This is a genomic window from Bacteroides helcogenes P 36-108 (genome assembly GCF_000186225.1).
Lineage (GTDB): Bacteria > Bacteroidota > Bacteroidia > Bacteroidales > Bacteroidaceae > Bacteroides > Bacteroides helcogenes.
In genome coordinates, this window is the sequence record NC_014933.1 from 902,541 (window position 1) to 928,411 (window position 25,871).

Annotated in this window: 21 protein-coding genes; 13 read left to right on the top strand and 8 right to left on the bottom strand. The window is 48.8% G+C overall.

All coding sequences use genetic code 11. The annotated features are described in order from the left end of the window. Positions 1-415 precede the first annotated feature (415 nt). From BACHE_RS03385 to BACHE_RS03395, 3 genes are all read left to right on the top strand, one after another. A complete protein-coding gene (locus tag BACHE_RS03385) occupies positions 416-2,092 on the top strand; it encodes a hypothetical protein (protein ID WP_013546305.1) in 1,677 nt (558 codons plus the stop codon). A gap of 70 nt (positions 2,093-2,162) precedes the next feature. Next, positions 2,163-3,017, top strand: coding sequence for a hypothetical protein (locus tag BACHE_RS03390; RefSeq protein ID WP_013546306.1), 855 nt, complete (start codon positions 2,163-2,165; stop codon positions 3,015-3,017). A gap of 75 nt (positions 3,018-3,092) precedes the next feature. Then, positions 3,093-4,643: a MutS-related protein gene (locus BACHE_RS03395; protein ID WP_013546307.1), complete on the top strand. Its 1,551-nt coding sequence runs from the start codon at positions 3,093-3,095 to the stop codon at positions 4,641-4,643. On the opposite strand, the gene BACHE_RS03400 is transcribed toward BACHE_RS03395, so the two are convergent. Then, a complete protein-coding gene (locus BACHE_RS03400) occupies positions 4,634-5,470 on the bottom strand; it encodes an MBL fold metallo-hydrolase (RefSeq protein WP_013546308.1) in 837 nt (278 codons plus the stop codon). The two genes, BACHE_RS03395 and BACHE_RS03400, sit on opposite strands and share 10 nt — an antisense overlap. 107 nt (positions 5,471-5,577) lie before the next feature. Here BACHE_RS03400 and ychF point away from each other — a divergent pair, with 107 nt between their 5' ends. The 7 genes from ychF to BACHE_RS16585 all read left to right on the top strand — a co-directional run bounded on the left by ychF (position 5,578) and on the right by BACHE_RS16585 (position 12,116). Further along, entirely contained in the window at positions 5,578-6,681 is a 1,104-nt protein-coding gene (ychF, locus tag BACHE_RS03405) for a redox-regulated ATPase YchF (RefSeq protein WP_013546309.1), read from the top strand. Between the two features lie 264 nt (positions 6,682-6,945). Beyond that, complete coding sequence (locus BACHE_RS03410) at positions 6,946-7,752, top strand: carboxypeptidase-like regulatory domain-containing protein (protein WP_013546310.1); 807 nt, start codon at positions 6,946-6,948, stop codon at positions 7,750-7,752. Positions 7,753-7,765: 13 nt separating this feature from the next. Beyond that, positions 7,766-8,737 carry a ketopantoate reductase family protein gene (locus BACHE_RS03415; protein WP_013546311.1) on the top strand — a complete coding sequence of 324 codons (972 nt, stop codon included), beginning with the start codon at positions 7,766-7,768 and terminating at the stop codon, positions 8,735-8,737. A gap of 19 nt (positions 8,738-8,756) precedes the next feature. Then, positions 8,757-9,323 (top strand): ORF6N domain-containing protein, encoded by a 567-nt coding sequence (locus tag BACHE_RS03420; RefSeq protein WP_013546312.1) that lies wholly within the window; start codon positions 8,757-8,759, stop codon positions 9,321-9,323. A 117-nt stretch (positions 9,324-9,440) separates the two neighbouring features. Next, on the top strand, positions 9,441-10,070 hold the full coding sequence (locus tag BACHE_RS03425; RefSeq protein ID WP_013546313.1) for an HAD family hydrolase: 630 nt from the start codon (positions 9,441-9,443) through the stop codon (positions 10,068-10,070). 57 nt (positions 10,071-10,127) lie between these two features. Next, a complete protein-coding gene (gene lgt, locus BACHE_RS03430) occupies positions 10,128-11,027 on the top strand; it encodes a prolipoprotein diacylglyceryl transferase (protein ID WP_013546314.1) in 900 nt (299 codons plus the stop codon). Positions 11,028-11,039: 12 nt separating this feature from the next. Then, positions 11,040-12,116: a LytR/AlgR family response regulator transcription factor gene (locus tag BACHE_RS16585; protein WP_013546315.1), complete on the top strand. Its 1,077-nt coding sequence runs from the start codon at positions 11,040-11,042 to the stop codon at positions 12,114-12,116. Between the two features lie 213 nt (positions 12,117-12,329). Here BACHE_RS16585 and BACHE_RS17520 read toward each other — a convergent pair whose 3' ends face one another. Next, a complete protein-coding gene (locus tag BACHE_RS17520) occupies positions 12,330-12,488 on the bottom strand; it encodes a hypothetical protein (protein WP_187289288.1) in 159 nt (52 codons plus the stop codon). A 6-nt stretch (positions 12,489-12,494) separates the two neighbouring features. On the opposite strand from BACHE_RS17520, the gene BACHE_RS03440 reads away from it, so the two are divergent. Beyond that, positions 12,495-14,600, top strand: a complete 2,106-nt coding sequence (locus tag BACHE_RS03440) for a porin family protein (RefSeq protein ID WP_013546316.1) — start codon at positions 12,495-12,497, stop codon at positions 14,598-14,600. A 232-nt stretch (positions 14,601-14,832) separates the two neighbouring features. Here the strand turns inward: BACHE_RS03440 and mutS are convergent, their stop codons facing one another. Together mutS and BACHE_RS03450 are read right to left on the bottom strand one after the other, a co-directional pair. Then, complete coding sequence (gene mutS, locus BACHE_RS03445) at positions 14,833-17,451, bottom strand: DNA mismatch repair protein MutS (protein ID WP_013546317.1); 2,619 nt, start codon at positions 17,449-17,451, stop codon at positions 14,833-14,835. A gap of 320 nt (positions 17,452-17,771) precedes the next feature. Continuing rightward, positions 17,772-18,596: an AraC family transcriptional regulator gene (locus tag BACHE_RS03450; RefSeq protein WP_013546318.1), complete on the bottom strand. Its 825-nt coding sequence runs from the start codon at positions 18,594-18,596 to the stop codon at positions 17,772-17,774. A gap of 153 nt (positions 18,597-18,749) precedes the next feature. On the opposite strand from BACHE_RS03450, the gene BACHE_RS03455 reads away from it, so the two are divergent. Both BACHE_RS03455 and BACHE_RS03460 read left to right on the top strand, forming a co-directional pair. Then, on the top strand, positions 18,750-19,916 hold the full coding sequence (locus tag BACHE_RS03455; RefSeq protein WP_013546319.1) for an acyltransferase family protein: 1,167 nt from the start codon (positions 18,750-18,752) through the stop codon (positions 19,914-19,916). After that, positions 19,913-20,302, top strand: coding sequence for a VOC family protein (locus BACHE_RS03460; RefSeq protein ID WP_013546320.1), 390 nt, complete (start codon positions 19,913-19,915; stop codon positions 20,300-20,302). The genes BACHE_RS03455 and BACHE_RS03460 overlap by 4 nt, the downstream gene beginning before the upstream one ends. A 308-nt stretch (positions 20,303-20,610) precedes the next feature. Here the strand turns inward: BACHE_RS03460 and BACHE_RS03465 are convergent, their stop codons facing one another. The 4 genes from BACHE_RS03465 to BACHE_RS03480 form a co-directional block, all read right to left on the bottom strand. Next, a complete protein-coding gene (locus tag BACHE_RS03465; protein ID WP_013546321.1) occupies positions 20,611-21,081 on the bottom strand; it encodes an HU family DNA-binding protein in 471 nt (156 codons plus the stop codon). Positions 21,082-21,308: 227 nt separating this feature from the next. Further along, positions 21,309-23,534, bottom strand: coding sequence for a fimbrillin family protein (locus BACHE_RS03470; RefSeq protein WP_013546322.1), 2,226 nt, complete (start codon positions 23,532-23,534; stop codon positions 21,309-21,311). A gap of 378 nt (positions 23,535-23,912) precedes the next feature. Continuing rightward, on the bottom strand, positions 23,913-24,305 hold the full coding sequence (locus BACHE_RS16590) for a hypothetical protein (protein ID WP_013546323.1): 393 nt from the start codon (positions 24,303-24,305) through the stop codon (positions 23,913-23,915). A 372-nt stretch (positions 24,306-24,677) separates the two neighbouring features. Next, positions 24,678-25,772, bottom strand: a complete 1,095-nt coding sequence (locus tag BACHE_RS03480) for a fimbrillin family protein (protein WP_013546324.1) — start codon at positions 25,770-25,772, stop codon at positions 24,678-24,680. Positions 25,773-25,871: the final 99 nt, after the last annotated feature.

Consider the following 25,871-nt stretch of genomic DNA (forward strand, 5'->3'; position numbering starts at 1 on the left):
ACGGATACTTGTCCGCACACTGCGGATATGCATCCGCAAGCCGCGTTTATCCGTTCGCGCACTGCGAACAGAGATTGTGCCGGACAATCAGAAAATTCATAAGCCATACTTCATACTTTTACCATTAACATCCCGCATCTTTTCAGCCTGCATCCGGCACGGGGCACATAAACCGCACCATCATTCAGGCATTGGGCAAACCAGGTATTAAAAGAGTCCCCGAAATGACAGTTACGATGGATAATCCCAACATGTTATCCCGACTTTCTTTGTGCCATATAAAACATGCTTAGAATTATTTAGTTTCATTTGCTTACTACACTATTTATGCATATATTGTAGCGCTCAAATAAGAAAGATTGCGAAAGTGCTTTTATCGAAAATATTTTTATTTGTCTAACTTAAATAAAAAACCATGAACTACAAGGTATTATTAGGATTATTGGCAATTTGTTTAACGAGTTGTCATAATGAAATAGAAGCACCGGAGAAACAGCAAATGGAGAATTGTGACGGCATTGTATATCCGTCTTCTAAATTCTTCAAAGCATTAACCCGTAGCAATTCATTCGAGACAGATTGGGAAAATATGGAATATGTCCCAGTCTTAAATGAGAGAATAAAACTTCCCTGGATTAAGAATGGATATACAGATGCTAATCTACCTTATGATTTTGCTTATGATATAAAAAAAGAAGATGGATGGAAATTCCTCTTCCATACAATAGAAATGGTTGATGAACCTTTAAGATATATGGTTTTGTACAACCAGCGTACAGGTATGTTGAAAGTATTTTATTATCAAACAAATAATCTATTTGCCAACAATAATGGAGCATGGGAGGTATCATTCAACCAAGAAAAAGAGTGGATGAATCATTTAGGAGAAATTTCTATTCCGCAAAACGTTAGTCGGATAAAGAATTGGGGATGTAGTAATGCTGTATCATCAAATACTAAGTCAATCTCAGTTGGATGGAATGGATTCCAAATGCAATTAGCATATTGTCCTAATGTCACATCTGAACTGAAAATGGAAATACTCAGCCATTGTATGAATACCACTAATGTAAACCTTTTCGGTGATAGCTATAACTATTCTAATGGGACAATATTGACACACAGTTCCAATAATCCATTATCAGGATTGACATCAAACCTATCTTCGATGTTTGGCAAAGTAGCAGAGGAATATATAGAAGACAGTATCTTTAAAAAGACGGACACGCGTGGATTAATTTCTTCAATAGCTGGCGGTTTAATTAAATATGGTGTCAACAAAATATTTAGTAAGCTCACTGCCTCATTCAACAGGCAGACCACCTCTACAAAGGATATAGAATTTACTACTAAAGGGAATTTAACTGTAAATGGAAGTTTAACTTTCAACTCCAATAGTCCTGCAAAATCTGTAAGGGCAAACTTTAACAAGGACTATGTAGGCGAAGTGGGGACATGGAATATTACAGAACAACCTATAATTTATTTAGACCCACGTGCTGATTACATCCCAGACCCTCAAGATGCAACATTTAAAGAGTACACTTATAAATTGAGAGGTATATCTAAATTTGATTATAACTTAATAATAAATCCAGAATTAGTACCGCACATAAAGTCTCAATGGGTTAATATAGATTTAGTGCGATATTGGAATCACGAAGTCAATGCGCCTCAGATACCAACGTTTTATACATTTGGAAATTTAGGTAGAAAATACAATGGATTCGGTGGCAATAGTTTTACTACTTCCGACTTAATATACGGAGAATACTTAAAAGATGGATCCATATATGATGAGAAGATGGATAATTATACTCTATATTCTACTATGGCTATATACGGAAAGTACGGTGGTCCCATACCGACAGTATATGTACCTGAGGTAGAATGTCATGAAAACAAGTGCTTTAATTCTGAAAATATTTTCCTAAAGATGAACCTATATTTAGTAACAGAATTTGAAGGAAAGATAGACACAACACTTTCAACTCGTACTTTCATTCCTAAAATAGAATGGGATCCAAGACTTTGTGAAGCATTGAAAAATATTCCAATGAATCAGCTACAAAGATTTAACCATATAAAATAAATCAGTCTTCCAAATCAGACGTTTCTATGAGAAAAAAGATAGAAATTAACCTACTAAATAATATTTAATCATGAAAAAGCATCTAATTATCTTATCACTGTTGGCAATAGGAATGTTATTCTATAGCTGTGATGACTATAACTCCAAACCGTCAGTATTATGGCATGCACCGACCATCAACTCTATTGATAGCTTAGCTATCACAGAACTGTATAAGGCCTCCGATGGGAAACACTGGGATGATTCATGGGACCTAACAGACTATCGAACCTGGACCGGGGTGACCGTGGCACTGGACAAAAAGAAGAATGAATATAGAGTGACGAATGTCAAACTGAATCCTCAAGGTAAACCCGAAGCAAAGGGCTACATATCTGCCGCATTAAGCAAACTTGATTCTCTTGAGACATTCTATATCAGAGGAGAAGGCATTAGCGGAAACATCCCGGAAGGAATGTCAAACCTGAAGAAACTACAGGAAATAAACATACAGTACACCTCTGTATCGGGCAATATCCCCAATGATCTCTTTCTTGCCCCTGAACTTATTACAGTAGAATTATCTAACAACAAGTTGTCCGGCGAGATTCCCAATGAGATTAACCGGTTAGAAAAAGCGCGTATGAAGTGTAATTTAATTGGAAATAATCTCAGTGGTAAAATACCAAGCAACATCCGAATATGTAATCTATGGTTAGACCACAATGATTTTACTGAGTTTCCTTTTGAATATTGCAAACATGATTATCCTATAGTGTCTATGTTGAACAATCACATTACCGGAGAGATTCCTAATGAAGTATTGGAAAACAAGGATTGGTTACAGAACTTGAGAATGCGCACTTGGGAACAGAGAGATGGCGCTAAGTTCACTAATGCTCCGGAAGGATTCCACAAAGATCCGGTGACTTATGGCAAAAAATAAGAAAAGCAAATAAGAATTGCAGGGGATCTCCTTTTTTCCGTATGTTTGCAACAACATACAAAGAAGAAGGTTGATATGGTTAGCAATGACAAGACGAGTTATCACGAATATAGAACAGCCCGACAAGGAGAGGAAGCACTCTCTCCTTATACCTGCCGGGATTTGAATATGGACGAGGTGTTTGAAGCGCTGGATGAAACATCCTCTTGCATAGGCCGCCAATACCTTTATCATGCGCTTTGCACCGATGGAATTTCCGAAGTGGCACGGCATGAGAACCTGATTGGAACCTTGTCTGCAGATACTGCTTTACGCAGCAAACTGGTACAGGCCATCCAACCGCTGAACCATCAGGATGCTTACTCCATACCCGGCATTCTGGCCGAAGACGGACACCGGTATTCACGCCGTTACTTGCTTTTGTTGCAAAGTTGCCGCTGGTTGCCGTTGTGCTGTCTTGCAGGCATATTCCTCTTTCCCTACTCCCCCGTCCCTTTCCTGCTATTGCTGGCAGCTTATATAGGGAACGCCTACCTGCACTTCAAGGAGAAAAACAAGCTGATGGATTACTTCTTTTCAGTTCCACAACTCCATAAGTTGTTGAAGATTTGTGACAAGTTGGTGAAAGAGCCCGTCTTTTCCGAGGTGGGAGGTGTGGAAATGAAACGTCTGCCGACGAGCCTCGCTGCATTGCAACGGAAATTGGGTCTGTTCCGCTATGGCATCGGAATGGAGAGTGAAACGGCCATGCTCGTATATCTGCTGACGGAAGCACTGAACATCTTCTTCCTGCTTGCCGCCCTCAATACGGTCTATTCCTTTATCACCATCAAAGACAAGAAACAGGACATCGAAAAAGTGTTCCGTTTTGTAGGGCTGCTCGATGTGCTCTGCTCCGTCTCCTTGCTCCGCGAGCGTTTGCCGTATTGGTGTCGTCCCGCTTCTTTCCCGGAGGGCAAACTGCATGCGGAAGGGGTCTATCACCCCCTGATTGAGAATTGCATCCCTAATGACCTTACTCTGGCTGATAAGTCCATCCTGATAACGGGTTCCAACATGTCGGGCAAAACGAGCTTCATCCGCACCATCGGCATCAATCTGCTGGCGGCAAAGGCGTTGAACACTTGCTTTGCCCGTTGCTTTGAGACAAACTGCAACATGCGCCTCTATTCCGTCATCCATACCGAAGACGACCTGGCCGAAGGTAAAAGTTATTTCTTTGAAGAAGCCGAACGTGTGAAACAAGCGCTGGACAAAGGCGTGAACGGACGTTGCCTGCTTCTTTTCGACGAGTTGTTTAAAGGTACAAATGGAGTGGAACGCATTGCCATCAACGCCTCGGTCTTCACCGAACTCGCTTCAAGGGGCAACCTGATATTCGCCTCCACCCACGACCTGCGCTTGGCAGAGCTGCTGAAGGGAGATTATGAACTTTACCATTTCTGCGAAACGGTGGGCAACCACAATCTGAGCTTTGATTACAGATTGAAGCCCGGCATAGTGAAAGAAGGAAATGCCATCAAAGTGCTGGGACTGTGCGGCTATCCGGCCGGAATCATTAAGGCATCGGCAGCCATTGTATCAAGACTCGTTTCGGAGGAAGAAAGAAAGGCGTTCTACAAGTAGAGGGCAGGGGCAGAAAGCATTATCTTCTCCAAGTCATCGGGCACATAAACCTTACCCGCAAATCCGGCGGAGGCTTCTTCGGTATATTGCTGCTTGCGGGTGGCTAAAGTCTTGTCTTCGGTATGATAAAGCACAAGGTTCTTCACACGCAGTTGCTGTGCCAGCCGTCCGGCATCCATTGCCGTGCTGTGGTGCTTCTCGTAAGGCTTGAACAGCTCCCGGTCTTTATAGAGGCAGAAGGCTTCGCACAGCATCCAGTCGGCATCTTCCGCATAGCGCCGGTTCAGTTCGTTGTAAGGCTCGTCTCCCAGGCAAACCAGCGAACTACCGTCGGGCAGCAGGGCACGGAAGCCGTATTGCTTCTCCTTGGTGGAAGCGATGTCGAAACACTGCAAATGCAGGTCGCCCACTTCAAAAGTGTCCCCGTCGTTCAGCTCATGCAGCTCGATGTCCTTGCCCAGCCGTGCCACAATCTTGCCGGGGAGCGTCATGCGGCATATCCAGTCGAGCACCTGCAACGCTTTGTCATGTCCGTACACACGGAGCTTTCCCGCATACTTGCCGGCATTGATGCGCTGGGCTATCATGCGCACCACCCACACCGCACCCAGGATGTGGTCGGTGTGGGCATGGGTAATGAATAAGTGGTGTATCTCGTCCAGCGCCACATCCGCCTTTTCCAATTGGTTCAAGATGCCGTTTCCACCGCCCGCATCCACAAGCAGCAGCGACTTTGCCGTGCGCAGCGCAAAGCAGGTGTTATAGCAACGGGCAACGGTGGCATTGCCCGTACCTAACATAATAAGTTCTGTCTTCGGTTCTTCCATATCTTTCCATTCTGTAGATTAGTGGTGCAAAGATAGCAAGTTTGCTCAGTAAGCATTATCTTTGCAGTCAATTAACTGAACAATAACTAAAAAAACAAGATAACATTATGGCATTAAAAGCTGGTATCGTAGGACTTCCCAACGTTGGGAAATCCACTCTTTTCAACTGCTTGAGCAGCGCAAAGGCACAAGCGGCAAATTTCCCGTTTTGTACAATCGACGCCCAGATGGGGCAAGTGTCCGTGCCCGACGAACGACTGACGAAGCTCGCCGAACTGGTACATCCGGGACGCATCGTACCCGCCGTGTGCGACATTGTCGATATTGCCGGACTGGTGAAAGGCGCCAGCAAGGGCGAGGGACTGGGTAACCAATTCTTAGGCAACATCCGCGAGTGTGACGCCATCATCCACGTGCTGCGCTGCTTTGACAACGGCAACATCGTGCATGTGGACGGCTCCGTGAACCCCGTGCGCGACAAGGAAATCATCGACACCGAACTGCAACTCAAAGACCTTGATACGGTGGAGAACCGCATCAAGCGCGTAGAAAAGGTGGCCAAAGTGGGTGGCGACAAGATGGCAAAGATAGAGTACGAACTCCTGCTCCGCTACAAGGATGCGCTGGAGCAAGGACAGAGCGCCCGCACCGTCATCCCGCAGAACGATGACGAGGAGCAGTGCGCCAAGCAGATGTTCCTGCTCACCACCAAGCCCGTGCTGTACGTCTGCAATGTAGATGATACCTCTGCCGCCGCAGGCAACCAGTACGTGGAGCAAGTGCGCGAAGCCATCAAGGGCGAAGAGGCCGAACTCATCATCATCTCCGCACAGACCGAGGCCGACATCGCCGAATTGGAGACATACGAGGAGAAACAGATGTTCCTCGAAGACCTCGGTCTGAAGGAAAGCGGCTGCAACCGTTTGATTAAAGCCATCTACACCCTGCTGAACTTGGAGACCTTCATCACCGCCGGAGAAATGGAAGTCAAGGCATGGACTTATCACAAAGGTTGGAAAGCCCCGCAATGTGCCGGAGTTATCCATACGGACTTTGAAAAGGGATTTATCCGCGCGGAGGTCATCAAGTACGACGACTATGTGAAGTATGGCAGCGAGGCAGCCGTGCGCGAGGCCGGAAAGCTTGGCGTGGAAGGCAAGGAATACGTGGTGCAGGACGGAGACATCATGCACTTCCGGTTCAATGTATAAAGACCTCAAGTTTCACTTTTAGGAGTTAAAGGGAGTTAGAAGGAGTTATCGTTCACTTCGTTCTCTCAGGGAGTTAAAGGCCGATAGTTTTGGTATCAGTTAATAGTTAATAGGTGATAGTTGATAGGTAATAAATCACAAGACTATCGGCTTAACTCCTTCACTTCTTCACTCCTTAACTCCTGAAATCTCCTAAACTCCTTAACTCCTGAAATCTCCTGAAATCTCCCGAAAGCAAGAACAATGACTAATGACAATACAATGATGAAACAGATTATCTCCCTTTTGCTTTTGTTATGCAGCACCGTCGCTTACGCACAGCAGCAAGACTCCGTGACCATCCGCGGACGGGTGACAGATTACAACGGACAGCCGATAGACAGCGCCACCGTGGAGTGGAAAAATCCTTCCTTTGATACCGTAAAGGAAGTGCTGACCGACAAAGACGGCAACTACACCGCCCGCATCCCGAAAGGGAAATACCAAAGCATGGCCTGCATCCGCATGAGCACTTACCCCAACTCTCCCGCCCTCCACGTGTCTTCCGAAGCAGACATGCGGCTTGAGTTCTGGGCATGGGACTTCATGGCCGACCGTGACACCACCCTCAACATCCGCTACCACCGCATGGAAGCCTACGGGCTGCGCGCCTTCCGCATACCGGGAGCCACCCCCGCCTATCAGATATATGTGCGCCCCATGAGCCTGACGCGCTTCCTGCAATGGCAGAAAGAGAGTGAAAAACAGGCCATACGCGGCGAAGGCCTAAACGGTATCGAGCAATCAGCCATCGGCGAACAAGCACAAGCCAGCTTACTGGCTCCTCCCATCAACAAGCTGAAAGCCACTGTCTGGATAGACGGAGAAGAAGTCCCCCTCCTGATGAAGCAGGAGATAAAGGAATACTTCGACGCAAGCGAATATGGCAACGCATACCTGCTGACCGTAAACCTGCCCAAGAAAGAAAGCGCCCGCCCCTACCGCATCTTCAAGGTAGAGCTGGAAGACTTGGAGAACGGCGACCGTGGCGAAGGGCTTTACTATATGGAGAAAGAAAACTACATCCAATAAACCATAAGAAGATATGAAATACTTGATAGCAGGCACAGGCGGCGTAGGCGGAAGCATCGCCGCATTCCTCGCACTTGCGGGAAAAGACGCTACTTGCATTGCACGCGGCGAACACCTTGCCGCCATCCGTGAGCACGGATTGTTGCTACACAGTGACCTGAAGGGTGAGCATACGCTGAAGATGCCCGCTTATACGGCAGAAGAATACACTGAATTAATTGACAAAGAAATAAGTATCTCCCTCGTCAACTCGCCAACTGAATCCTTGTCAACTAAATATAAGGCAGACGTCATCTTCGTCTGCGTCAAAGGCTATTCGGTGGACTCCATCACGGAACTCATCAAACGCGCTTCTCACGAGCATACGGTAGTCATCCCTATTCTGAATGTTTACGGCACAGGCCCCCGCATCCAACGGCTTGTACCCGGCGTAACGGTGCTCGACGGCTGCATCTACATCGTGGGCTTCGTCTCCGGACGGGGGGAAATCACACAGATGGGCAATATATTCCGCCTCGTCTTCGGGGCACACCGTGGAACAATTGTTTCCCGTGAAACAATGGAAGCCGTGCAGCGCGATTTGCAGGAAAGCGGCATCAAGGCCGAAATCTCCGACGACATCAACCGGGACACGTTTGTCAAGTGGTCGTTCATATCGGCCATGGCTATTACCGGAGCCTATTATGACGTGCCGATGGGCGAGGTGCAGAAGCCGGGCAAGGTGCGCAACACCTTTATCGGACTGTCGCGTGAAAGTGCCGCTTTGGGGCAGAAGTTAGGCATCCGATTTAAGGAAGACATCATAGAGTACAACCTCAAAGTAATAGACAAGCTCGACCCCGAAAGCACCGCTTCCATGCAGAAAGACTTGGCAAAAGGGCATCAGAGCGAAGTGCAAGGACTGCTGTTCGACATGATTGCCGCCGCCGAGGAACAAGGGATAGACATCCCGACATACAGGATGGTGGCGGAGAAGTTCAAATAATAAGCCTATAAAATCAATCATGGAACTGACAACAATTGTACAGCAAAAGATATACGAGATAAGAGGACAAAGAGTGATGCTCGACTTCGACTTGGCAGAGATGTATGGAATGGAAACCAAGCGGTTAAAAGCAAGTGTAAGACGGAATATGAAACGATTTCCATCTGATTTTATGTTCGAGCTTACTCAAGAAGAGTATATTTCTTTAAGGACGAAAATTTCGTCCTTAAAGAATGGAGGCCGTGGTCAGCACCCCAAATATATGCCCTTCGCCTTCACCGAACAAGGTGTCGCCATGCTCTCCTCCGTTCTGAACAGCGACATCGCCATCGAAGTCAACATCGCCATCATGCGTGCTTTCGTTGCCGTCCGCCAACTGATAGCCACTCCACCGACCGACTGCATCAGTAATATAGAACAAGAAGTAAAGGAACTAAAAATCTATATTGAAGAAGTCTTCACCGACCAGAACGACATCAATGAAGATACCCGAATGCAACTGGAACTCATCAATCAAACGCTTGCCGAAATGCAGATGCAAAAGAAGCAGACAGAAAAGCCCCGCAACAAGATAGGCTTCAAATAGAGCATCCAAGTGAGCATCCAAACAAGAAAAATTCCTACCTTTGTCTCCAAGTAAACCCGGTCTTTGCTTCTACATGAAGCAAACCGGGAAACAAATAACAATAAGGAGAAGCGCAAGATGATAAAAAACATACTGTTTGACATGGGCGGAGTGGTGTTCCGTCAGAACTCGGAAGAAGCCTACCGGCGTTTTCGCCAAATGGGAATAGATACCGACTGCTACATGGGCAACTACGGGCAGAAGGACTTCTTTCTGGACGTGGAAACCGGGGCAATCTCTGCTACAGAATTCTGCCGGAAGATGGCGAAAGCCACGGGCAGAAAAGAAATAAGCTGGGAAGAAGCCCGGCACTGCTGGTTGGGATTTATCCGCGATGTGCCTGTGGAACGCCTGCACTGCCTGTTGGAACTAAAGAAGGACTACCACATCTGCCTGCTAAGTAACACCAATCCTTTCATCATGGACTTTACCCGTAGCAACCAATTCAGCACCGATGGCAAGCCCATCACCGAGTACTTCCATACCTTGTTTTGCAGCTACGAAATGAAGGCCTACAAGCCCAACGCAGACATCTTCCTGAAAGCACTGGAGGCAGATCGTATGAAGGCAGAAGAAACCCTCTTTTTGGACGACAGTCTGAAGAATATCAATGCCGCCAAAGCTCTGGGCATACAGGGGCTACACGTGGCGCCCGATGAAGACTGGACCGGCATTCTGGAAGAGCGCCTGCAGCAGAACCACCTATAAAACTCTTAACCTCAAGAAAATCATAAATCCATCCAGAAACTTAATATCTCAACAATTATGCTATCACTACTCACCATCAACTGGAGTCCGGACCCCGAACTGTTCAAGCTATTCGGATTCTCCATTCGCTATTATGCCCTACTGTGGATTGTAGGCCTTGCCCTTGCCTACTTCATCGTGCAACGCCAATACCGTGACAAGAAAATAGGTGACGACAAGTTCGAGCCGCTTTTCTTCTACTGTTTTTTCGGTATATTGATAGGGGCACGGCTGGGGCACTGCATTTTCTACGACTGGGCATACTATCAGAATCACTTTGTGGAAATGATACTCCCCATCAAACTCTTGCCCGACGGAAACTGGAAAATGACCGGATATACCGGCCTCGCCAGCCACGGCGGCACACTTGGCCTGATTATAGCCCTTTGGCTCTACTGCCGCAAGACGAAGATGCACTACATGGACGTGCTGGACATGATAGCCGTAGCCACCCCCATCACCGCCTGTTGCATACGACTGGCCAACCTGATGAACTCCGAAATCATCGGCATGCCCACCAACGTGCCCTGGGCTTTCGTCTTCGAGCGCGTGGACATGCTGCCCCGCCATCCGGCACAACTTTACGAGGCAATCGCCTATTTCACCTTTTTCCTCGGAATGATGTACCTCTACAAGCGAGGATTGAGAAAACAAGAGACAAAACTGGCAACCGACTTCAGCACCACTAAAAGCAAGTCGTCCATCCAGCAGATAAATGCCTCGTCACCCTATCATCGCGGCTTCTTCTTCGGGCTCTGCCTGACAGAAATATTCATCTTCCGCTTCTTCATAGAATTCCTGAAAGAGAACCAAGTGAACTTTGAAGATGGCATGACGCTGAATATGGGGCAATGGCTCAGCGTACCGTTCATTATCATCGGTGTGTATTTCATGTGCTTCTACGGAAAGAAGAAATAGCCCAAATGCCTTATGGAAACAGGAGACAGCTCTGACCGCGCACACAAGAAGCACGGCGACCTATTCTACATGCTCTATACCGGAGTGGCTTGTGCCATTATCATGGCGCTGCTGCAACCCTTCGGGATAGACCGGGTGGAACACCACAAATACCCCATCATTCTGGGATATGCCGTACTGGCTGCCGTGGCCTATCAGCTTGCCAACCTACAGACCATCTACGTACTGCGTATGCCGCGACGGGACGAATGGGATGTCAAGCGCAGCATTATCGTAGGGCTGCTCATCTGTCCCATCATGGGAGCTTTCATCTGTTGCTATTCCGCATGGGCATACGCCGGAGACATCCGGCAAGGATGGTTCTACCCCGACGGGCGCTTCACGCTGAAAGCTTTCTGGATAAACAGCGGATACACACTCACCATCTCCTTCTTCCTCACCCTCTTCGGCTACTACATGGAGCGTAGCCGCCAACTCGCCATCCGCCTGCAGGAAGTCATAGAGCTGAACCGGATATTGGCACAAAAACAGTTGGCAGAGGAGAAAAGAGACACTCCGCAAGCACCGTCAGGGCTATCGCAAGGAAGTTCCTCTGATGCACCCCGCTCAACAGGAACAGCCCCATCTCCTGATACGTCCGGCATTACAACCGCCGCCAACTCGCCCGATACGTTCGGTGCAACAGAAGCCGCCGCATATTGCGATACCTCCGGCACGTCCGCCGGACATTCCGATACCTCCGTCAGCCCCCTGCGCCTGGAGGGAAGCAGCCGGGAGACGGTGGAACTGCAATCGTCCGCCCAACTGCTCTTTGTGGAGTCCGACGGCAACTATGCCCTCGTGCACTACCTGTCCGACGGGAAAGCGGTGCGCAAGGCCGTGCGCTGCACCCTGAAGCAAGTGGAAGAGCAGCTCAGCGGAAGGCAAGGCATCATGCGCTGCCACCGCGCCTACATCGTAAACATTGCCCACGTGGAGCATGTGTCGGGCAACGGACAGGGCTACCGGCTGACACTGGATTCCATACAGGAACAAGTGCCCGTATCACGCCAATATGCTGCTGCCGTCTATCAGAGCATTCGGATTTAACCGGCTTAATTCATAACAGAAGTTAAGGGAGTGAGGAGTTAAGGAGTTAAAGAAGTTAAGGAGTTAAGCCGATACTTTGCAATAGGAGTTAGAGGGAGTTAAAGGGAGTTACCGTTCGCTCCGCTCTCTCAGGGAGTTAAAGGCCGATAGTCTTGTAAACCATCTGCAAAGTATCGGCTTAACTCCTTAACTCCCTTTAACTCCTCACTCCCTTTAACTCCTCACTCCCTTATCTCCTGCCATCCATCCCTCCATTCGTCCCAAACCGCCACCAAGCATCACTTTCAGCCACCGTCTGTCCCACTTTTTTGTCCCTGCCGGGATTCCGTCATAGCTTTGCCCACAGATTTCAAACGAAAAACTAACAAGCAAAGTGATATGAACAAAAGAATCGTACTTATCGTCCTCGCATTAGCAGCAGCCATTGCTGCCACCCACGCACAGAAAATAACAGAAACCTATCATTCGGACAGTCTGCTGATTGACGTAGAAACCAAAGAAGTCGTAGTGCAGGCCTCGCCCTGCATCCATCGCGGCGACCGCAGCATCTACTTCCCCACCGCACAACAGAAAGAAATGTCGTCCAACGCATTAGGATTGTTGGAGAAGATGCAGCTCAACGGACTGCAAGTGAACAGCCTCTTCAACACCGTAGAGGTATCGGGTGGCGGCACGCCCGTCTTCTGCATCAACGGGCGCCCCGTGGAACTGAAGGACATCCTGGCCCTGAAGCCCGACGAAGTGGCACGCGTGGAGCACAACGACAACCCCGGCGCACGCTTCAAGGATGCCGCCGTCGTCATCAACTACAAGCTGAAGCAGAGTCAGCAGGGAGGTGGATTCATGACCGACCTGATGGAAGCCGTGAACACGGTATATGGCGTGAACAGCGCATCGGGCAAATACAACTACAAAGCATCGGAGTGGAGTGTGAACTACTACATGCTGCATGCCGCCTTCAAGGAGTTCTACAACGAGAACCGCGAGGAATACCGCTTTGATGACAACCGCCACGTGCTGCAACAGGAAGAAGGCATCCCCGGCCGCCTGCACTACAACCATCACTGGATTACACTGAACTACAACTACCTGAAGACGGACAGCCGGATGCTGAACGTGGCCCTGCGCGGCAAGTACCTCAACACGCCCAAGACCGAACTGGACAGCCGCCTCTACAACTCCGAACTCTCCGCCGACCCCCTGATGCTATTCGACCACAGCCGCGACCACTCCGCCACCACCGCCCTCGACCTCTACTATCAGCACAACCTGCCCCGGCAGCAGACGCTCATCCTCGACCTCACCGGCAGCTACACCGACACGGACAGTCGCCTGGACTATCTGATAAGCCAGAAGGATGTCGCCTTGAGCCACCTCAGCAACAACGTGGACGGCCGGAAGTACGCCCTCATCGCCGAAGCCCTCTACGAGAAGCCCACCACCGCCACCGACAAGTGGAGCGTCGGTCTGAAGTACACCGCCGGCTACGCCAACAACCGCTACTTCGGCACTGGGAACACGGAGAACCGCCTGCACAACTCCGAACTCTACCTCTACACCGAATGGAACCGCCGGACGGAGAAGTGGAACCTGTCCGCAGGCATGGGCGGCACTTATTTGCAAGCCAGCCAGCAAGGACAGTCCTACCACCGCCTGCTGCTGCGCCCCATTCTTCGCGTCGGATTCACCCCTTCGGACCGCTTCACCCTGCGCTACCGGGGCAGCGTGGAGAGCATAGCCCCCACCCTGTCCGAGCTGAGCTGCGTGGAGCAACAACTGGACTACTACCAACTGCGCCGTGGCAACGCCCTGCTCACCCCCTCCACCGAATACCGCAACCGGCTGACTCTGGACTACCACCGCACCGACTGGAACACCGCCCTCAACCTGGGCTACGACTACCGCCACCACCCCATCATGGAACAAACACGACAAGAGCAGAACCTCTTTGTACGCGAAATGGCCAACCAAGACAACTGGCAGAAGTGGAACGCCGAATACGAATTCCGCTACCAGTTGATGCACGGCATGATTACGCTGCGGGCCGCCGTGGGCATGGATTACTTCGACAGTCGCGCCGCCCACTACCACCACACGCACACCAACCTCTACGCCGTGGTCAACGCCCAAGCCGCCTACAAATGCGTGGCCCTCACCTTCAACCTGCGCACCCATCGCCCCACCCTCTACGGTGAAACGCTGACCCTGGGCGAAGACCTGCACGACATCGCCCTGACCTACTTCAAGAAGCGTTTCAGCCTGTGCCTTGCCATGAACAATCCTTTCATGAACAACTACCGCGTAGGCAGTGAGAACTGGAACCTCCGGGCCGGAAACACCAGTTACCGCTACGTTAACGAGACTTCGCGTATGCTGTTGGTGAAGCTGACCTACGGCATGGACTTCGGCCGCAAACGCAAGGCAGCCGCCAAGCGCATACAGAACGAAGATACGGACACAGGTATATTGAAAGGAAGCAAATGATGCTGCGATACAGGCAGAGAGGAGAAAATGCCACGCAGCTTGTATGAATTTATACACAAGGAAAGACACGATTGCGAATCGCTGATAATCAGCGGTTTCAAGCAAGGACGTTTCAGTCGTATGCTGAAAGCAATTCAGTCGTATAGTGAATGTGGTTCAGTATACGACTGAGCTACATTCACTATACGAGGCAAGTTAAGAAAGAACCCAATTGTAATAGCTTTTCAGATTGTTACTTCCCCTTCACGATTCTTTTGATGTCATTCAGCTTGTTCAACGCTTCAAGCGGAGTGAGGTTGTTTACATCCAGATTCAGTATCTCGTCGCGTATCTGGCAGAGCACCGGGTCGTCGAGCTGAAAGAAGCTGAGCTGCATGCCGCCTGCCGAAGAAGCTCCTTCGGTGATAGTCTTGCCACTGACCATACCCGTCTGGCGATTCTCCGCTTCAAGCTGATGCAGTATCTCGTCGGCACGCTTCACAATGCTTTTGGGCATACCGGCCAACTTCGCCACATGAATACCGAAGGAATGCTCACTACCTCCACGCTCCAATTTGCGGAGGAAGATGACCTTGTTATCGACTTCCTTCACCGACACGTTATAGTTTTTAATGCGCTTGAAGCTTTTCTCCATCTCATTGAGCTCGTGATAGTGCGTGGCAAAGAGTGTACGTGCCTTTGCCTTGGGATGTTCGTGAATATGCTCGACAATGGCCCAAGCGATGGAAATACCGTCATACGTGGAAGTGCCGCGTCCCAATTCGTCAAAAAGCACCAGACTGCGTGGAGAAAGATTATTCAGAATGTCCGCGGCTTCATTCATTTCCACCATGAACGTTGACTCACCGACAGAAATATTATCACTGGCTCCCACACGGGTGAAAATCTTATCCACCAATCCAATGTGGGCACTCTCTGCCGGTACAAAACTGCCGATCTGTGCCAGCAGAGTAATCAATGCCGTCTGGCGCAGCAAGGCGGACTTACCGGCCATATTTGGACCCGTGATGATGATGATCTGCTGTGTGGTGCTATCCAGCATCACGTCGTTGGCTATATACTTCTCGCCTATCGGAAGTTGCTTTTCGATGACCGGATGGCGTCCCTGATGTATTTCCAGCACCTCATCATCGGAGATTACAGGACGGATATAATTATTCTCGCGTGCCGCCGTGGCAAAGGAAAGCAAGCAGTCCAAACGGGCTATCTGATTGGCGTCAATCTGTATGGCAGGGATAAACTCACTTAAAGCTTGCACAAGTTCGGTATAAAGCTGTGTCTCCAGTACCAGTATCTTATCTTCCGCACCAAGAATTTTTTCCTCATACTCTTTCAATTCCTGTGTGATATATCTCTCTGCATTGACCAAAGTTTGCTTGCGAATCCATTCCTGAGGCACTTTTTCCTTATGCACATTGCGCACTTCGATATAATAACCGAAAACATTATTATAACCGATCTTCAGGCTGGGAATGCCTGTAAGCTCGCTCTCACGCTGCTGTACCTGCAAAAGATAATCCTTACCCGAATAAGCTATCCGGCGCAACTCGTCCAACTCAGCACTTACTCCGGATTTGATAACTCCGCCTTTGTTGATCAGCAACGGCGGGTCGTTGTCAATCTCTTTATCAATACGGTCACGAATGGATCGGCAGATGTTCAGTTGCTCACCGATATGATTCAGGCTGGCATTATCGGCCTGCACGCAAGCCTCCTTGATGGGTTCGATAGCTTGCAAAGCCACTTTCAAGGCCACCACCTCACGGGGAGAAACACGCCCTACCGCCACTTTGGAGATGATGCGCTCCAAATCACCTATCAGATGTAACTGTTCTTCAATAAGCTCCTTGAAATCAGGTTGACGGAAGAAATACTCTACCACATTCAAGCGTTCATTAATCGGCTGCACATCCTTCAACGGAAATACCAGCCAACGCTTCAACAAACGGGCTCCCATCGGACTGATAGTCTTGTCGATAACATTCAGAAGACTACTTCCACCATCATTCATACTGCCCATCAATTCCAGGCTGCGTACCGTAAACTTATCCAGACGGACATACTTATCTTCTTCAATGCGCGCCAGCGAAGTGATATGTCCTATCTGCGTGTGCTGTGTCATGATGAGATACTGCAGAATCGCACCTGAAGCAATGATACCGTTCTTTAAGTGCTCCACACCGAAACCTTTGAGGTTCTTCACCTCGAAGTGTTTCAACAGCTTTTCACGGGCAGTAGTTTCTGTAAATACCCAGTCATCCAATTCAAAAGTAAAGAATTTATTTCCGAAGTTCCCTTCAAACATCAGACGCTTACCACGCTCAAAGAGCACTTCCTTGGGAGCAAAATTATTCAGTAGCTTGTCCACATAGTCAAAGGGACCTTCTGCAGTGAGGAATTCTCCCGTAGATATATCCAGAAAAGCCACCCCGCAAGTACCCTTACCAAAATGCACGGCGGCAAGGAAGTTATTCTCCCGGTAATTGAGCACATTATCATTGATGGATACACCCGGAGTTACTAATTCCGTAATACCACGCTTCACAAGTTTTTTTGTCAGTTTAGGGTCTTCCAACTGGTCACAAATGGCTACACGCTTGCCGGCACGTATCAACTTGGGCAGATAGGTATCAAGTGCATGATGCGGGAAACCGGCCATCTCCACGGTTTTTCCTTTACCGTTGGCACGCTTTGTCAGAGTAATGCCTAAGATTTCCGAAGCCACGATCGCATCGGTAGAATACGTTTCATAAAAGTCACCACAACGAAACAGCATGACGGCATCAGGATGTTTTGCCTTCAAGTCAAGAAACTGCTTCATCATAGGGGTCAGGACAATATCTTCGTTCATAACAGATCTTTAATTTTTAAGTTTAAAAGCCAAGATGCCACAGACATATCAGGTCAAGATAACTCAGGAACTTAATTGAGACAAAGATAATTCTTTTTTAGAAAACAGATGTGGAGAGCCTTTAAATACTTAGCAAGCCTTAACAAAGACGACAGTTTTACTAAAACATGTTATTAAACACGCTTTATTATTTGCTTTATTTGGAAATTAGCGAAAAAGACGTACCTTTGCACTGTGTTTTTCATAGTATTAGATTTAAGGTTAACAAAGGTTGGAGTACAGCGGTACTCCTTTTTTTTGCCCATACACACCACATTCCATCAAGAAGAAACCGCATATTCACCCGGTGAAATGCCTTTCAACCGCTTGAACACCCTATTAAAATAAGGAACATTGTTGAAACCCACCTGATAACATATTTCAGAAACAGACATTTTCTTTAGCTTCAAAAGCCTACAAGCCATCTCTACCCGGTATTCATTGAGATAAGTGACAAAAGTCTTTCCGGTAACTTTTTTAAAGAACACACAGAACGAAGCCCGGTTCATTCCCACATGGCGTGCCACGTCGTCCAGTGTAATATCACGCTTAACATTGCAGACAACATAAACTTGTATCTGGTTCAGACGGTTCTTCTCCTTGTCTATCTTCTGATGCCTCCCCACCACACTCTCCATTCCATTACCGGCAAGCAACAGGAGCAGGTTTATCATCGGCGCAACGCGTCCGGAGTCGTCCAAGTCACGCATATTTTCAAGAATACCGGCAATGACTGCGGCTTTCCCCTTGCCGAATTTCACGGCGTCCGATTTCTTTTTCAACTCCTCAATATGCCCGCACAATTCGGGAAAAACGGTGGCACAATTATCCAGAAAATCAGTTCCAAAGGTTACTGTGATATTGGCAATGCGTCCTCTTGTATCAGTGACATTATTGCCAAAACACCAGCAATGCGGAATTCCGGGCGGTATCAAGACCACTTCCCCACTCTGAAAAGGCTCCTTTGTACCGCCTATCAGCCTCACACCGGAACCGACGAGGATATAAGACAATTCCCACGTGGACTGTTCGTGCTGCCCTATCTGCTCTTCAGGAGTCAAATGAACACTGTTGAAGAAAAAAGAATGTTTATCGGACTGAGACATTATACTATATTTCTATTTTGAATAAAATAATTCCTATCAAGAAGCAAATATGCAAATATAAGACAATTCTAAGATACAATAATAGAAATGTGCCATGCAATTGCAGCATAACTTTGTACACGAATCAAAACTGATAATATCAAACATATTTTAATGAAGACAACAACTTACTTAGCATCCAAGCCGCGTTACGAAATATTGGACGGGCTTCGCGGAGTGGCCGCAATCATCGTAGTGGCTTTTCATCTTTTCGAAACCTACTCTGCAGGACCGATGTCGCAAATATTGAACCACGGTTATCTGGCAGTAGATTTCTTTTTCGTCCTCTCCGGCTTCGTCATCGGCTATGCATACGATGACCGTTGGGATCGGATGACAACTTGGGACTTCTTCAAGCGCCGCCTGGTGCGTTTGCACCCAATGGTGATCATGGGTACGCTTATAGGCGCCTCGCTGTTCTATTTCAGCGCTTGTTCCGCTTTTCCGATAGTCATAGAGACACTGTGGTGGAAAGTATTACTGATGGCATTCTTAGGCTGCCTGATGTTTCCCACCCCCACTTCATGGGACATTCGCGGCTGGGGCGAAACCAACAGCTTGAACGGTCCCGCCTGGTCACTGATGTGGGAATACCTTGCCAACATCCTTTACGCCCTCTTCATCCGTCGCTTCTCCAAGTTGGCACTTGGCATATTCGTCGGACTTGCCGCCTGCCTCACACTGGACATTACATTCAACATAGACACCTTCGGTCTGCTTTCCACACGGGGAGAAGCCGCCCACACGCTTATCGGCGGATGGAGTCTTACGCCCGACCAACTCTATATAGGCATTTCCCGACTGCTTTACCCATTCTTTGCGGGCTTATTACTGTCTCGCATAGGTAAGTTGATAAAAGTAAAAAGAGGATTTTACTGGTGCTCTCTGTTAATAACCGTCATCCTCGTGACACCTCGCATCGGAGGCGAAGCAAGCCAATGGATGAACGGTGCTTACGAAGCAGCAAGCGTACTCGTCCTGTTTCCACTGATAGTGGTTATGGGGGCAGGCAGCAACGTGACGGGCAAACGCTCCGTAGCTCTCTGCAAGTTCTTCGGCGAGCTATCCTACCCGCTATACATCACGCACTTTCCACTGATATATATGCAGATAGCCTGGGCACGAAACCATCCCGACGCACCGACAGAAATGCACGTATTCGTAGCCGCAGGTATCTTTGTCCTCTCTATCGCCGTTGCCTACGCCTGCCTGAAGATGTATGACGAACCGGTGCGCGAGTGGCTGAAGCAACATGTATTAATCAAAAAAGGAAAAAGATGATAAGAATAGATCACACGGCCATGTACGTGCACAATTTGGAAGCGGCGAAGGAGTTCTTCATCCGCTTCTTCTCCGCACAGAGCAATCCGATGTATCACAATCCACATACCGGACTGCGCAGCTACTTCTTAACCTTTGCCGACGGCAGCCGCTTGGAACTGATGAACCGTCCGGAAGTGACGGCACTCACCGAGAAGCTCGCCTATCAGGCAGGATATATACACCTGGCTTTCAGTGTAGGTGGAAAGGAACAGGTGGATGCACTGACAAAAGCACTTGCCGAAGCAGGTTATGAGGTACTAAGCGGCCCGCGCACCACAGGCGACGGATATTATGAAAGCTGCATTGCAGGCGTGGAAGGAAATCTGATAGAGATAACAGAATAAAGTGATAGTCAGTCTGTCTGAAGATATTTTCGGAAAGGGATTCCCGCCCGGAGTGCCCGATGTTTTCGCATCGTACACCCGGGCGGGAATTTATACTGGAAACGACTGAAAACAAAACGTTCCCCACTGCGCTGCTTGTGCGCGGTGGGGAACGAATGACTTATAGCAGGAGTTAGAGGAAGTTAAAGGAAGTTAGAGGCCGATAGTATAGCTCATCAACAGGGCTATCGGCTTTTAACTCCTAAGCCCGAAGGGCGATAACTCCTTCTAACTCCTTCTAACTCCCTCAAAATGAAAGGGAGACGAGATTATCCCAGGGGATTATCGTCGGGGTTGGGACCATCGGTGAAGTCGCCTCCTGCGGGGTCTTGGTCGGCAGTGTCGGGCGAAAGCTCAATCCACTCCAGCTCGTCGCTGTCCACCAGGGCACGGGTGTAGGTGCCGTTGGAGAGCTTGGTGCGCTCGGGCACGAACTCGATGCGTACGGCCTGCGTCTGCTTGCCGAAGTCAAAGTCTTCGAGCTTCTTCACGCCCTTCGTGTCCAGCACGTAGCGGAAGTAGCCGAGGCCTTTGATGTGCACGCTCTTGCCCTGCGCCATGCGGGTGTTCATCACACCTGCAATGTCGCCCAGCACGGCCTGCACGTCGGAGTTGCTTACTGTGGAGATTTTCGCCAAGTCGCGGGCGATGGTCTCCGTTTCCACAGGTTTGCCCTGCACTATCGCGCGGGGGTAGTAAACCTTCTGATTGCTATTGAACATTTTTTTCCAAAAAGGCATAATGTCAATTGTTGTTTTAGAGTTATTGTAATATATTATTATCAATCTTTCGTCATTTTACAAATCATTGATAATCAGACGATTTGGAAGCGTTGCCGGAAAGGCGTTCTCGAGTCGCCGACTCGGGAGTGTCAAGTCGCCGACTCGACACTGCCTTTTCAGCGTCCCTATCCGGAGTGTCCGATGTTTTCGCACCGGACACTTCGTTCACCGGGCAAGGCAGGTTATTACTCCCACCTGAATTTCAATGAATCATCCGTGCCTTCAAGCCAAAAGCTGTCATTGCTATCGTTACCGCTAAGATTGTAATGGACGTTGGACACATCCACGTAAGCGGCATCCGGTTCCACGCCACCCCAAACACTCTGGGCTTCGGCCGATGCAACAACGGCACGGATTTCGGCAAAGGTGAGGGTGGTCTTGAACTGATTGCCGATGAAAAGAGACACGTCTTTTTCATCCACGATGTTGGGATTACTACCGAAAAGACCTCCACGACTTTTGCTTGCGCAATATTTAATCTTCATCACGGAGCCGGATGAATAAACCCGTCCTACAAGATCAATAGCATCGGAAGCACCACCGTAATAGAATCCCGTTACATTGGCAGTACTGCCGTAATAACTGCCGGTAAGCGCACCTATATAGCTGTTTCCCTTAATGTTTCCCGTGACATAGCATCCCGTAATATTGACCGCATCGGACATGGAGCCGACTAATCCGCCGACCATCATTTTCCCCTCAACGTTGCCTTTGGCATAGCAGGCAACCAACTTGCATGCATAGGCTTGCCCCGCAAGGCCTCCAATCTGCTGCATCTCCGGAGCGGAGATTTCAACGGTGGAGCCACAACGCTGAACGATGCCTGTCGCAGTACCTATCAAACCGCCCAATACTGCACTTTGCTGGGCAACACCCGTTATCTTTCCCGAACTGTAACAGTTTTCTACAAGGCCATTGCCCTCCATCACTCCAATCAGGGAACCGGTATTTTGACTTCCTGTGATGTTGACATCCGTAGCCGTGCAGTTAGAAATGGTGCACGCTTTAGCTGTGCCCACCAGAGCACCACCCCGTTCGAATGTCACCATCGTAGGTGCAACGATGGTCAGATTACGGAAAGTGGCAGCATCGGCATAACCGAAGAGGCCGATGTAACTCTTGCTGGTGTCCGTATTATAATCACTTTTGAATCCTGAAATACTGTGTCCCTGTCCGTCGAACACACCTTTATATGGTGCATAAGATCCCGGATTTATAGATTTCCAGGAATCATACTCACTCAAATCGATGTCGCTTGTGAGCACAGCGTTATAGTTGCTGGCTGCGGCTGAAGTTTTCATGGCATCATATTGCGCCTTAGTGAGATTTGCGGCACTGAGTTCCGCTTCTGTGGGAGTGTAGCTCATCATACATCTGAACAGATTCAATCCGGAGGCTGTTGCGATTTCTAATACCTTGCTCGTTGAATTATAGCTGATACAAACCTGCTTGGCTTCTCCGCCTTCAATGGTTTCGGTAATCCAATTGGTTACAGTCACTTCGCCTACAGTCAGAGCATCCTTACCAATCGTCAGATTGTAGGTGTAGCTCTTGCCTGCTTCCATTGCCGGAATATCTTTCACAGTCAACGGCGTGCCAGCCACAGTCATCGTGATGAATTGTTCATCGGCTTTTTTATCGGTAGGTATCACAAGGGCGGTGTAGGTAGTTCCTACTTGTGCGGCTTCTGCATTGAGGTTCTGAACAAAAGGAGTTACTTCTGTAGCATCTCCTTCTGCCGCACCTGCTGCATAGCTTGCCGCTCCCGATTTGATTCTTACATTGTTTACGGTAGGCACTGTACCGTCATATTGATCGTTGAACCCTGCAATTTTCACAATCACACGTGCCATCTTGCGCTCCATCTCCATGGTCAGCTCACCACCGGTTGTGGGCTTGCTTTGGTTTCCCCCGTAGGTCATATAGTCGGCTGCAACGATTTTTGTATCATCTTCTTGGTCGGCAGGCAGGGTAAAGGCTTGTGCCGATGCACCCTCAGCCACGGGATAGTAAGCGGTGATCTCCATGGGATCTGAATTTGTCTCCCATTTCAAGTATTTACCTGTTTCGGGAGTCCATGTGCCATTATTGAGCGTGTAAGTTACTGCGCCCTGTGTTCCGGCTGCTATCGAGATTTGGTCTCCGTTGTTGAACGCCTTTTGTGTGGCTTCGTCAGCTCCTAATGGGTTGCTGCGGCTAAAGATGCCGCTACCCACGGTAGCGTTCACTTTCATGGCTGTCGGGTCGTTCTGCCATGCCTCGTTGCCGGGGGCTGCGGCGAGTTCGCTCTCGGAGCACGAGGTGAGTGTGCCGGTGGCGATGGTCAACATGCCGACGGCTATCATCAGCACGCCCGTGCTCCGTAGCAGGGAGGCGATGCTGTTCTTTATGTTATGCTTTGTAATTTTCATACGTCTTATTTTTTTTTTCTATGTTATTTTATTGTGGGAGTTATCTCTCCGTTCAAGGAGTTAAAGGGAGTTAGAGGAAGTTATCACTCCGCTTCGCTCCGTTCAGGGAGTTAAAGGCTGATAGTTCTGCTTGTGAATACTCCTGCTTGTGATTACAGGAAACTGGTTTCAATGCTATCGGCTTAACTCCTTTACTTCTTAACTCCTTTGACTTCTTTACTTCTTAACTTCTTAACTCAATTGAGCCTCGTTCTTTGACGTATGTGTATGTGGAAGGAATGGGAAACACTCCGCCCCGCTTCCCTGCGCAAGATAGTGGCAGGGGGCGGGGCGGAATAATTCTTGTTTTATGGAGGGGGGGAGGTAGGTGTGAAAGGCTTAGACTGCGCCGTATTTCTCTTCCAGATGTTTGCGGTACTCTTCTTTCTCGTCGAAGTCGGCAGGCAAGCCGAGGTCAACGCCCAAGCGGGCAACGCGTTCACTGATTTTCTGTTCTGAATACGGTTGGCGCAATTCCGGGAATTTGCGTTCCATTTCGGTAAAGACTTCTGCACTGGGTGTTCCTCCTTCTTCGGCCATTGCCTCGTCAATGCGTGCATTCAGCTCCTCCATCGTGTAGGGACGGAGGTCTTCTTTCGCCTCTTCGCCTTTCAGCTTCTTCTGCAAGCGTTGCAGGTAACTGCTTAATTGCATCAAAGCTTCGTCGTTGGCGTTGTGCATCAGGACATTGAGACGTTCAAAGACATCGGCTCTCAGTTCTACTGTACTCATATTGTTCTCCTTTCTTAATTCTGATTATCAATTACAGCACAAAATACTGAATTAATAATCAAGCGGCAAGAGTGCACCCTATTTTTAACCTGCATAATTCACATGCAGAAGTTAGAGAAGTTAAAGAAGTTATCAGCCAACAAGTTGGCTTAGGAGTTAAAGCCAATACTATTGACATCGGTAAAAAGGACTATCGGCTTAACTCCTTTACTTCTAACGAAGTGATAACTCCTTTAACTCCTACAATGAATTAAGCAGGTTAAGATACTATCGAGTGCGCTTCTCCCCAATTATTCCTTCCAATACGTCAAAGAGCGAGTCTTGCTTCCGGCTTTCTAAGGGCTGGGAGCGTCAGAGGTTTCTGTTTCCTATTTATTCGGTTTCAAGGTTTCCATTGTTTCCCGGCGTACCGGTTTCCCATGCCTTGGCGCTGATGCCGCTCACAATTGCCGCATCCTTGCCCACGGTGAGAGCCAAGGTGTAGGCTTTGCCGCTGTCGAAGGTGACGGCATTGGCGGAAGTCCACTTGTACGCCTTGCCGCCCAGGGTGAAGGAGACGCTGAATGTGGCCTCCTGCGGGATGAGGATGCACTCGTAGGTGGCCACAGCTTTGTCGGTGGCAGTGGCGGCTTTGTCCCAAGTGCCGAGGGAGGAGGAGTTACCGCTGGTGAGGGTGATGCTGCCGGGGGTAACCTCTTTATCTTCATAATCCTTGAACTCTCCGAATGTTCCGGTAACCATGTTGAACTGACGGTCGCAATATACGTTGTTCACCTTTACATCCGTGAGGGGATTGTCCGTGCCCATTCCCAAGCCATCGGCAGAGGCGTTGAACTCCGTGCCTAAGGTCAGCGTGATGTTCAGCTTGGAGTTGATGTGGCGCAGGGGCAGGCGGACTTTGCCGTTGCTCAAGGCGTAGGTGGTAATGCTGCCGTCGCTCGCCTTCTCGTCCGTGGTGAGGGTGGGGTTCACGATGCCGCGGAAGTAAAGGAAGTCGGAATTTGTCATGTGACTGTCCCAATATTGGACGGATGTTACCGATATGTAGGCTCCCGTCTGTAAGTCATATTCCCCCAGAGAGCTTCCTCCAAAGTTGCTTGCCACTACTTCCACCGGAGTGGTCTTGTCCTGCCACAACAAGGTGGTGGGGGTATAGGAACCGACATCACTTAGGTAGCTATAAGTTCCCCAGCCGCCATCGGTGGTGTGGTGCAGAATGATGCTCTTGCGGGTGTAGTCCGCTTTGGGGCTCACAGTCGGGGTGACCCACAGGGAGAGGTCTCTCGTGGTGATGTTGTCGCTGTCATACCCCGAGCGGGTTTGTACATCGTTCACCGAAGTAGCGAAGCGCATCACTCCGTCTTGCGGGAAGTTAGGGTTCTCCGGCGTTGTCGCCTCGTCCGTGCAGCCGCATAGGGCGGCGGTGGCTAACAGTGCCATTACAGAAAAATGTTTCATTGTTCTCATTTTGTTATTTTATTAAATGTGGTATTACTCAGTTCAAGTTTCGCAAATTCCTGTTTTCAGGAGTTAAGGAGTGAAGGAGTTAAGGAGTGAAGAAGTTAA

What these genes read in the sequence shown, in the direction of transcription:
- BACHE_RS03385 (WP_013546305.1), top strand. Translation starts at nt 416, where the DNA reads ATGAACTACAAGGTATTATTAGGATTATTGGCAATTTGTTTAACGAGT.
- BACHE_RS03390 (WP_013546306.1), top strand. Translation starts at nt 2,163, where the DNA reads ATGAAAAAGCATCTAATTATCTTATCACTGTTGGCAATAGGAATGTTA.
- BACHE_RS03395 (WP_013546307.1), top strand. Translation starts at nt 3,093, where the DNA reads ATGGTTAGCAATGACAAGACGAGTTATCACGAATATAGAACAGCCCGA.
- BACHE_RS03400 (WP_013546308.1), bottom strand. Translation starts at nt 5,470, where the DNA reads ATGGAAGAACCGAAGACAGAACTTATTATGTTAGGTACGGGCAATGCC.
- ychF (WP_013546309.1), top strand. Translation starts at nt 5,578, where the DNA reads ATGGCATTAAAAGCTGGTATCGTAGGACTTCCCAACGTTGGGAAATCC.
- BACHE_RS03410 (WP_013546310.1), top strand. Translation starts at nt 6,946, where the DNA reads ATGAAACAGATTATCTCCCTTTTGCTTTTGTTATGCAGCACCGTCGCT.
- BACHE_RS03415 (WP_013546311.1), top strand. Translation starts at nt 7,766, where the DNA reads ATGAAATACTTGATAGCAGGCACAGGCGGCGTAGGCGGAAGCATCGCC.
- BACHE_RS03420 (WP_013546312.1), top strand. Translation starts at nt 8,757, where the DNA reads ATGGAACTGACAACAATTGTACAGCAAAAGATATACGAGATAAGAGGA.
- BACHE_RS03425 (WP_013546313.1), top strand. Translation starts at nt 9,441, where the DNA reads ATGATAAAAAACATACTGTTTGACATGGGCGGAGTGGTGTTCCGTCAG.
- lgt (WP_013546314.1), top strand. Translation starts at nt 10,128, where the DNA reads ATGCTATCACTACTCACCATCAACTGGAGTCCGGACCCCGAACTGTTC.
- BACHE_RS16585 (WP_013546315.1), top strand. Translation starts at nt 11,040, where the DNA reads ATGGAAACAGGAGACAGCTCTGACCGCGCACACAAGAAGCACGGCGAC.
- BACHE_RS03440 (WP_013546316.1), top strand. Translation starts at nt 12,495, where the DNA reads ATGAACAAAAGAATCGTACTTATCGTCCTCGCATTAGCAGCAGCCATT.
- mutS (WP_013546317.1), bottom strand. Translation starts at nt 17,451, where the DNA reads ATGAACGAAGATATTGTCCTGACCCCTATGATGAAGCAGTTTCTTGAC.
- BACHE_RS03450 (WP_013546318.1), bottom strand. Translation starts at nt 18,596, where the DNA reads ATGTCTCAGTCCGATAAACATTCTTTTTTCTTCAACAGTGTTCATTTG.
- BACHE_RS03455 (WP_013546319.1), top strand. Translation starts at nt 18,750, where the DNA reads ATGAAGACAACAACTTACTTAGCATCCAAGCCGCGTTACGAAATATTG.
- BACHE_RS03460 (WP_013546320.1), top strand. Translation starts at nt 19,913, where the DNA reads ATGATAAGAATAGATCACACGGCCATGTACGTGCACAATTTGGAAGCG.
- BACHE_RS03465 (WP_013546321.1), bottom strand. Translation starts at nt 21,081, where the DNA reads ATGCCTTTTTGGAAAAAAATGTTCAATAGCAATCAGAAGGTTTACTAC.
- BACHE_RS03470 (WP_013546322.1), bottom strand. Translation starts at nt 23,534, where the DNA reads ATGAAAATTACAAAGCATAACATAAAGAACAGCATCGCCTCCCTGCTA.
- BACHE_RS16590 (WP_013546323.1), bottom strand. Translation starts at nt 24,305, where the DNA reads ATGAGTACAGTAGAACTGAGAGCCGATGTCTTTGAACGTCTCAATGTC.
- BACHE_RS03480 (WP_013546324.1), bottom strand. Translation starts at nt 25,772, where the DNA reads ATGAGAACAATGAAACATTTTTCTGTAATGGCACTGTTAGCCACCGCC.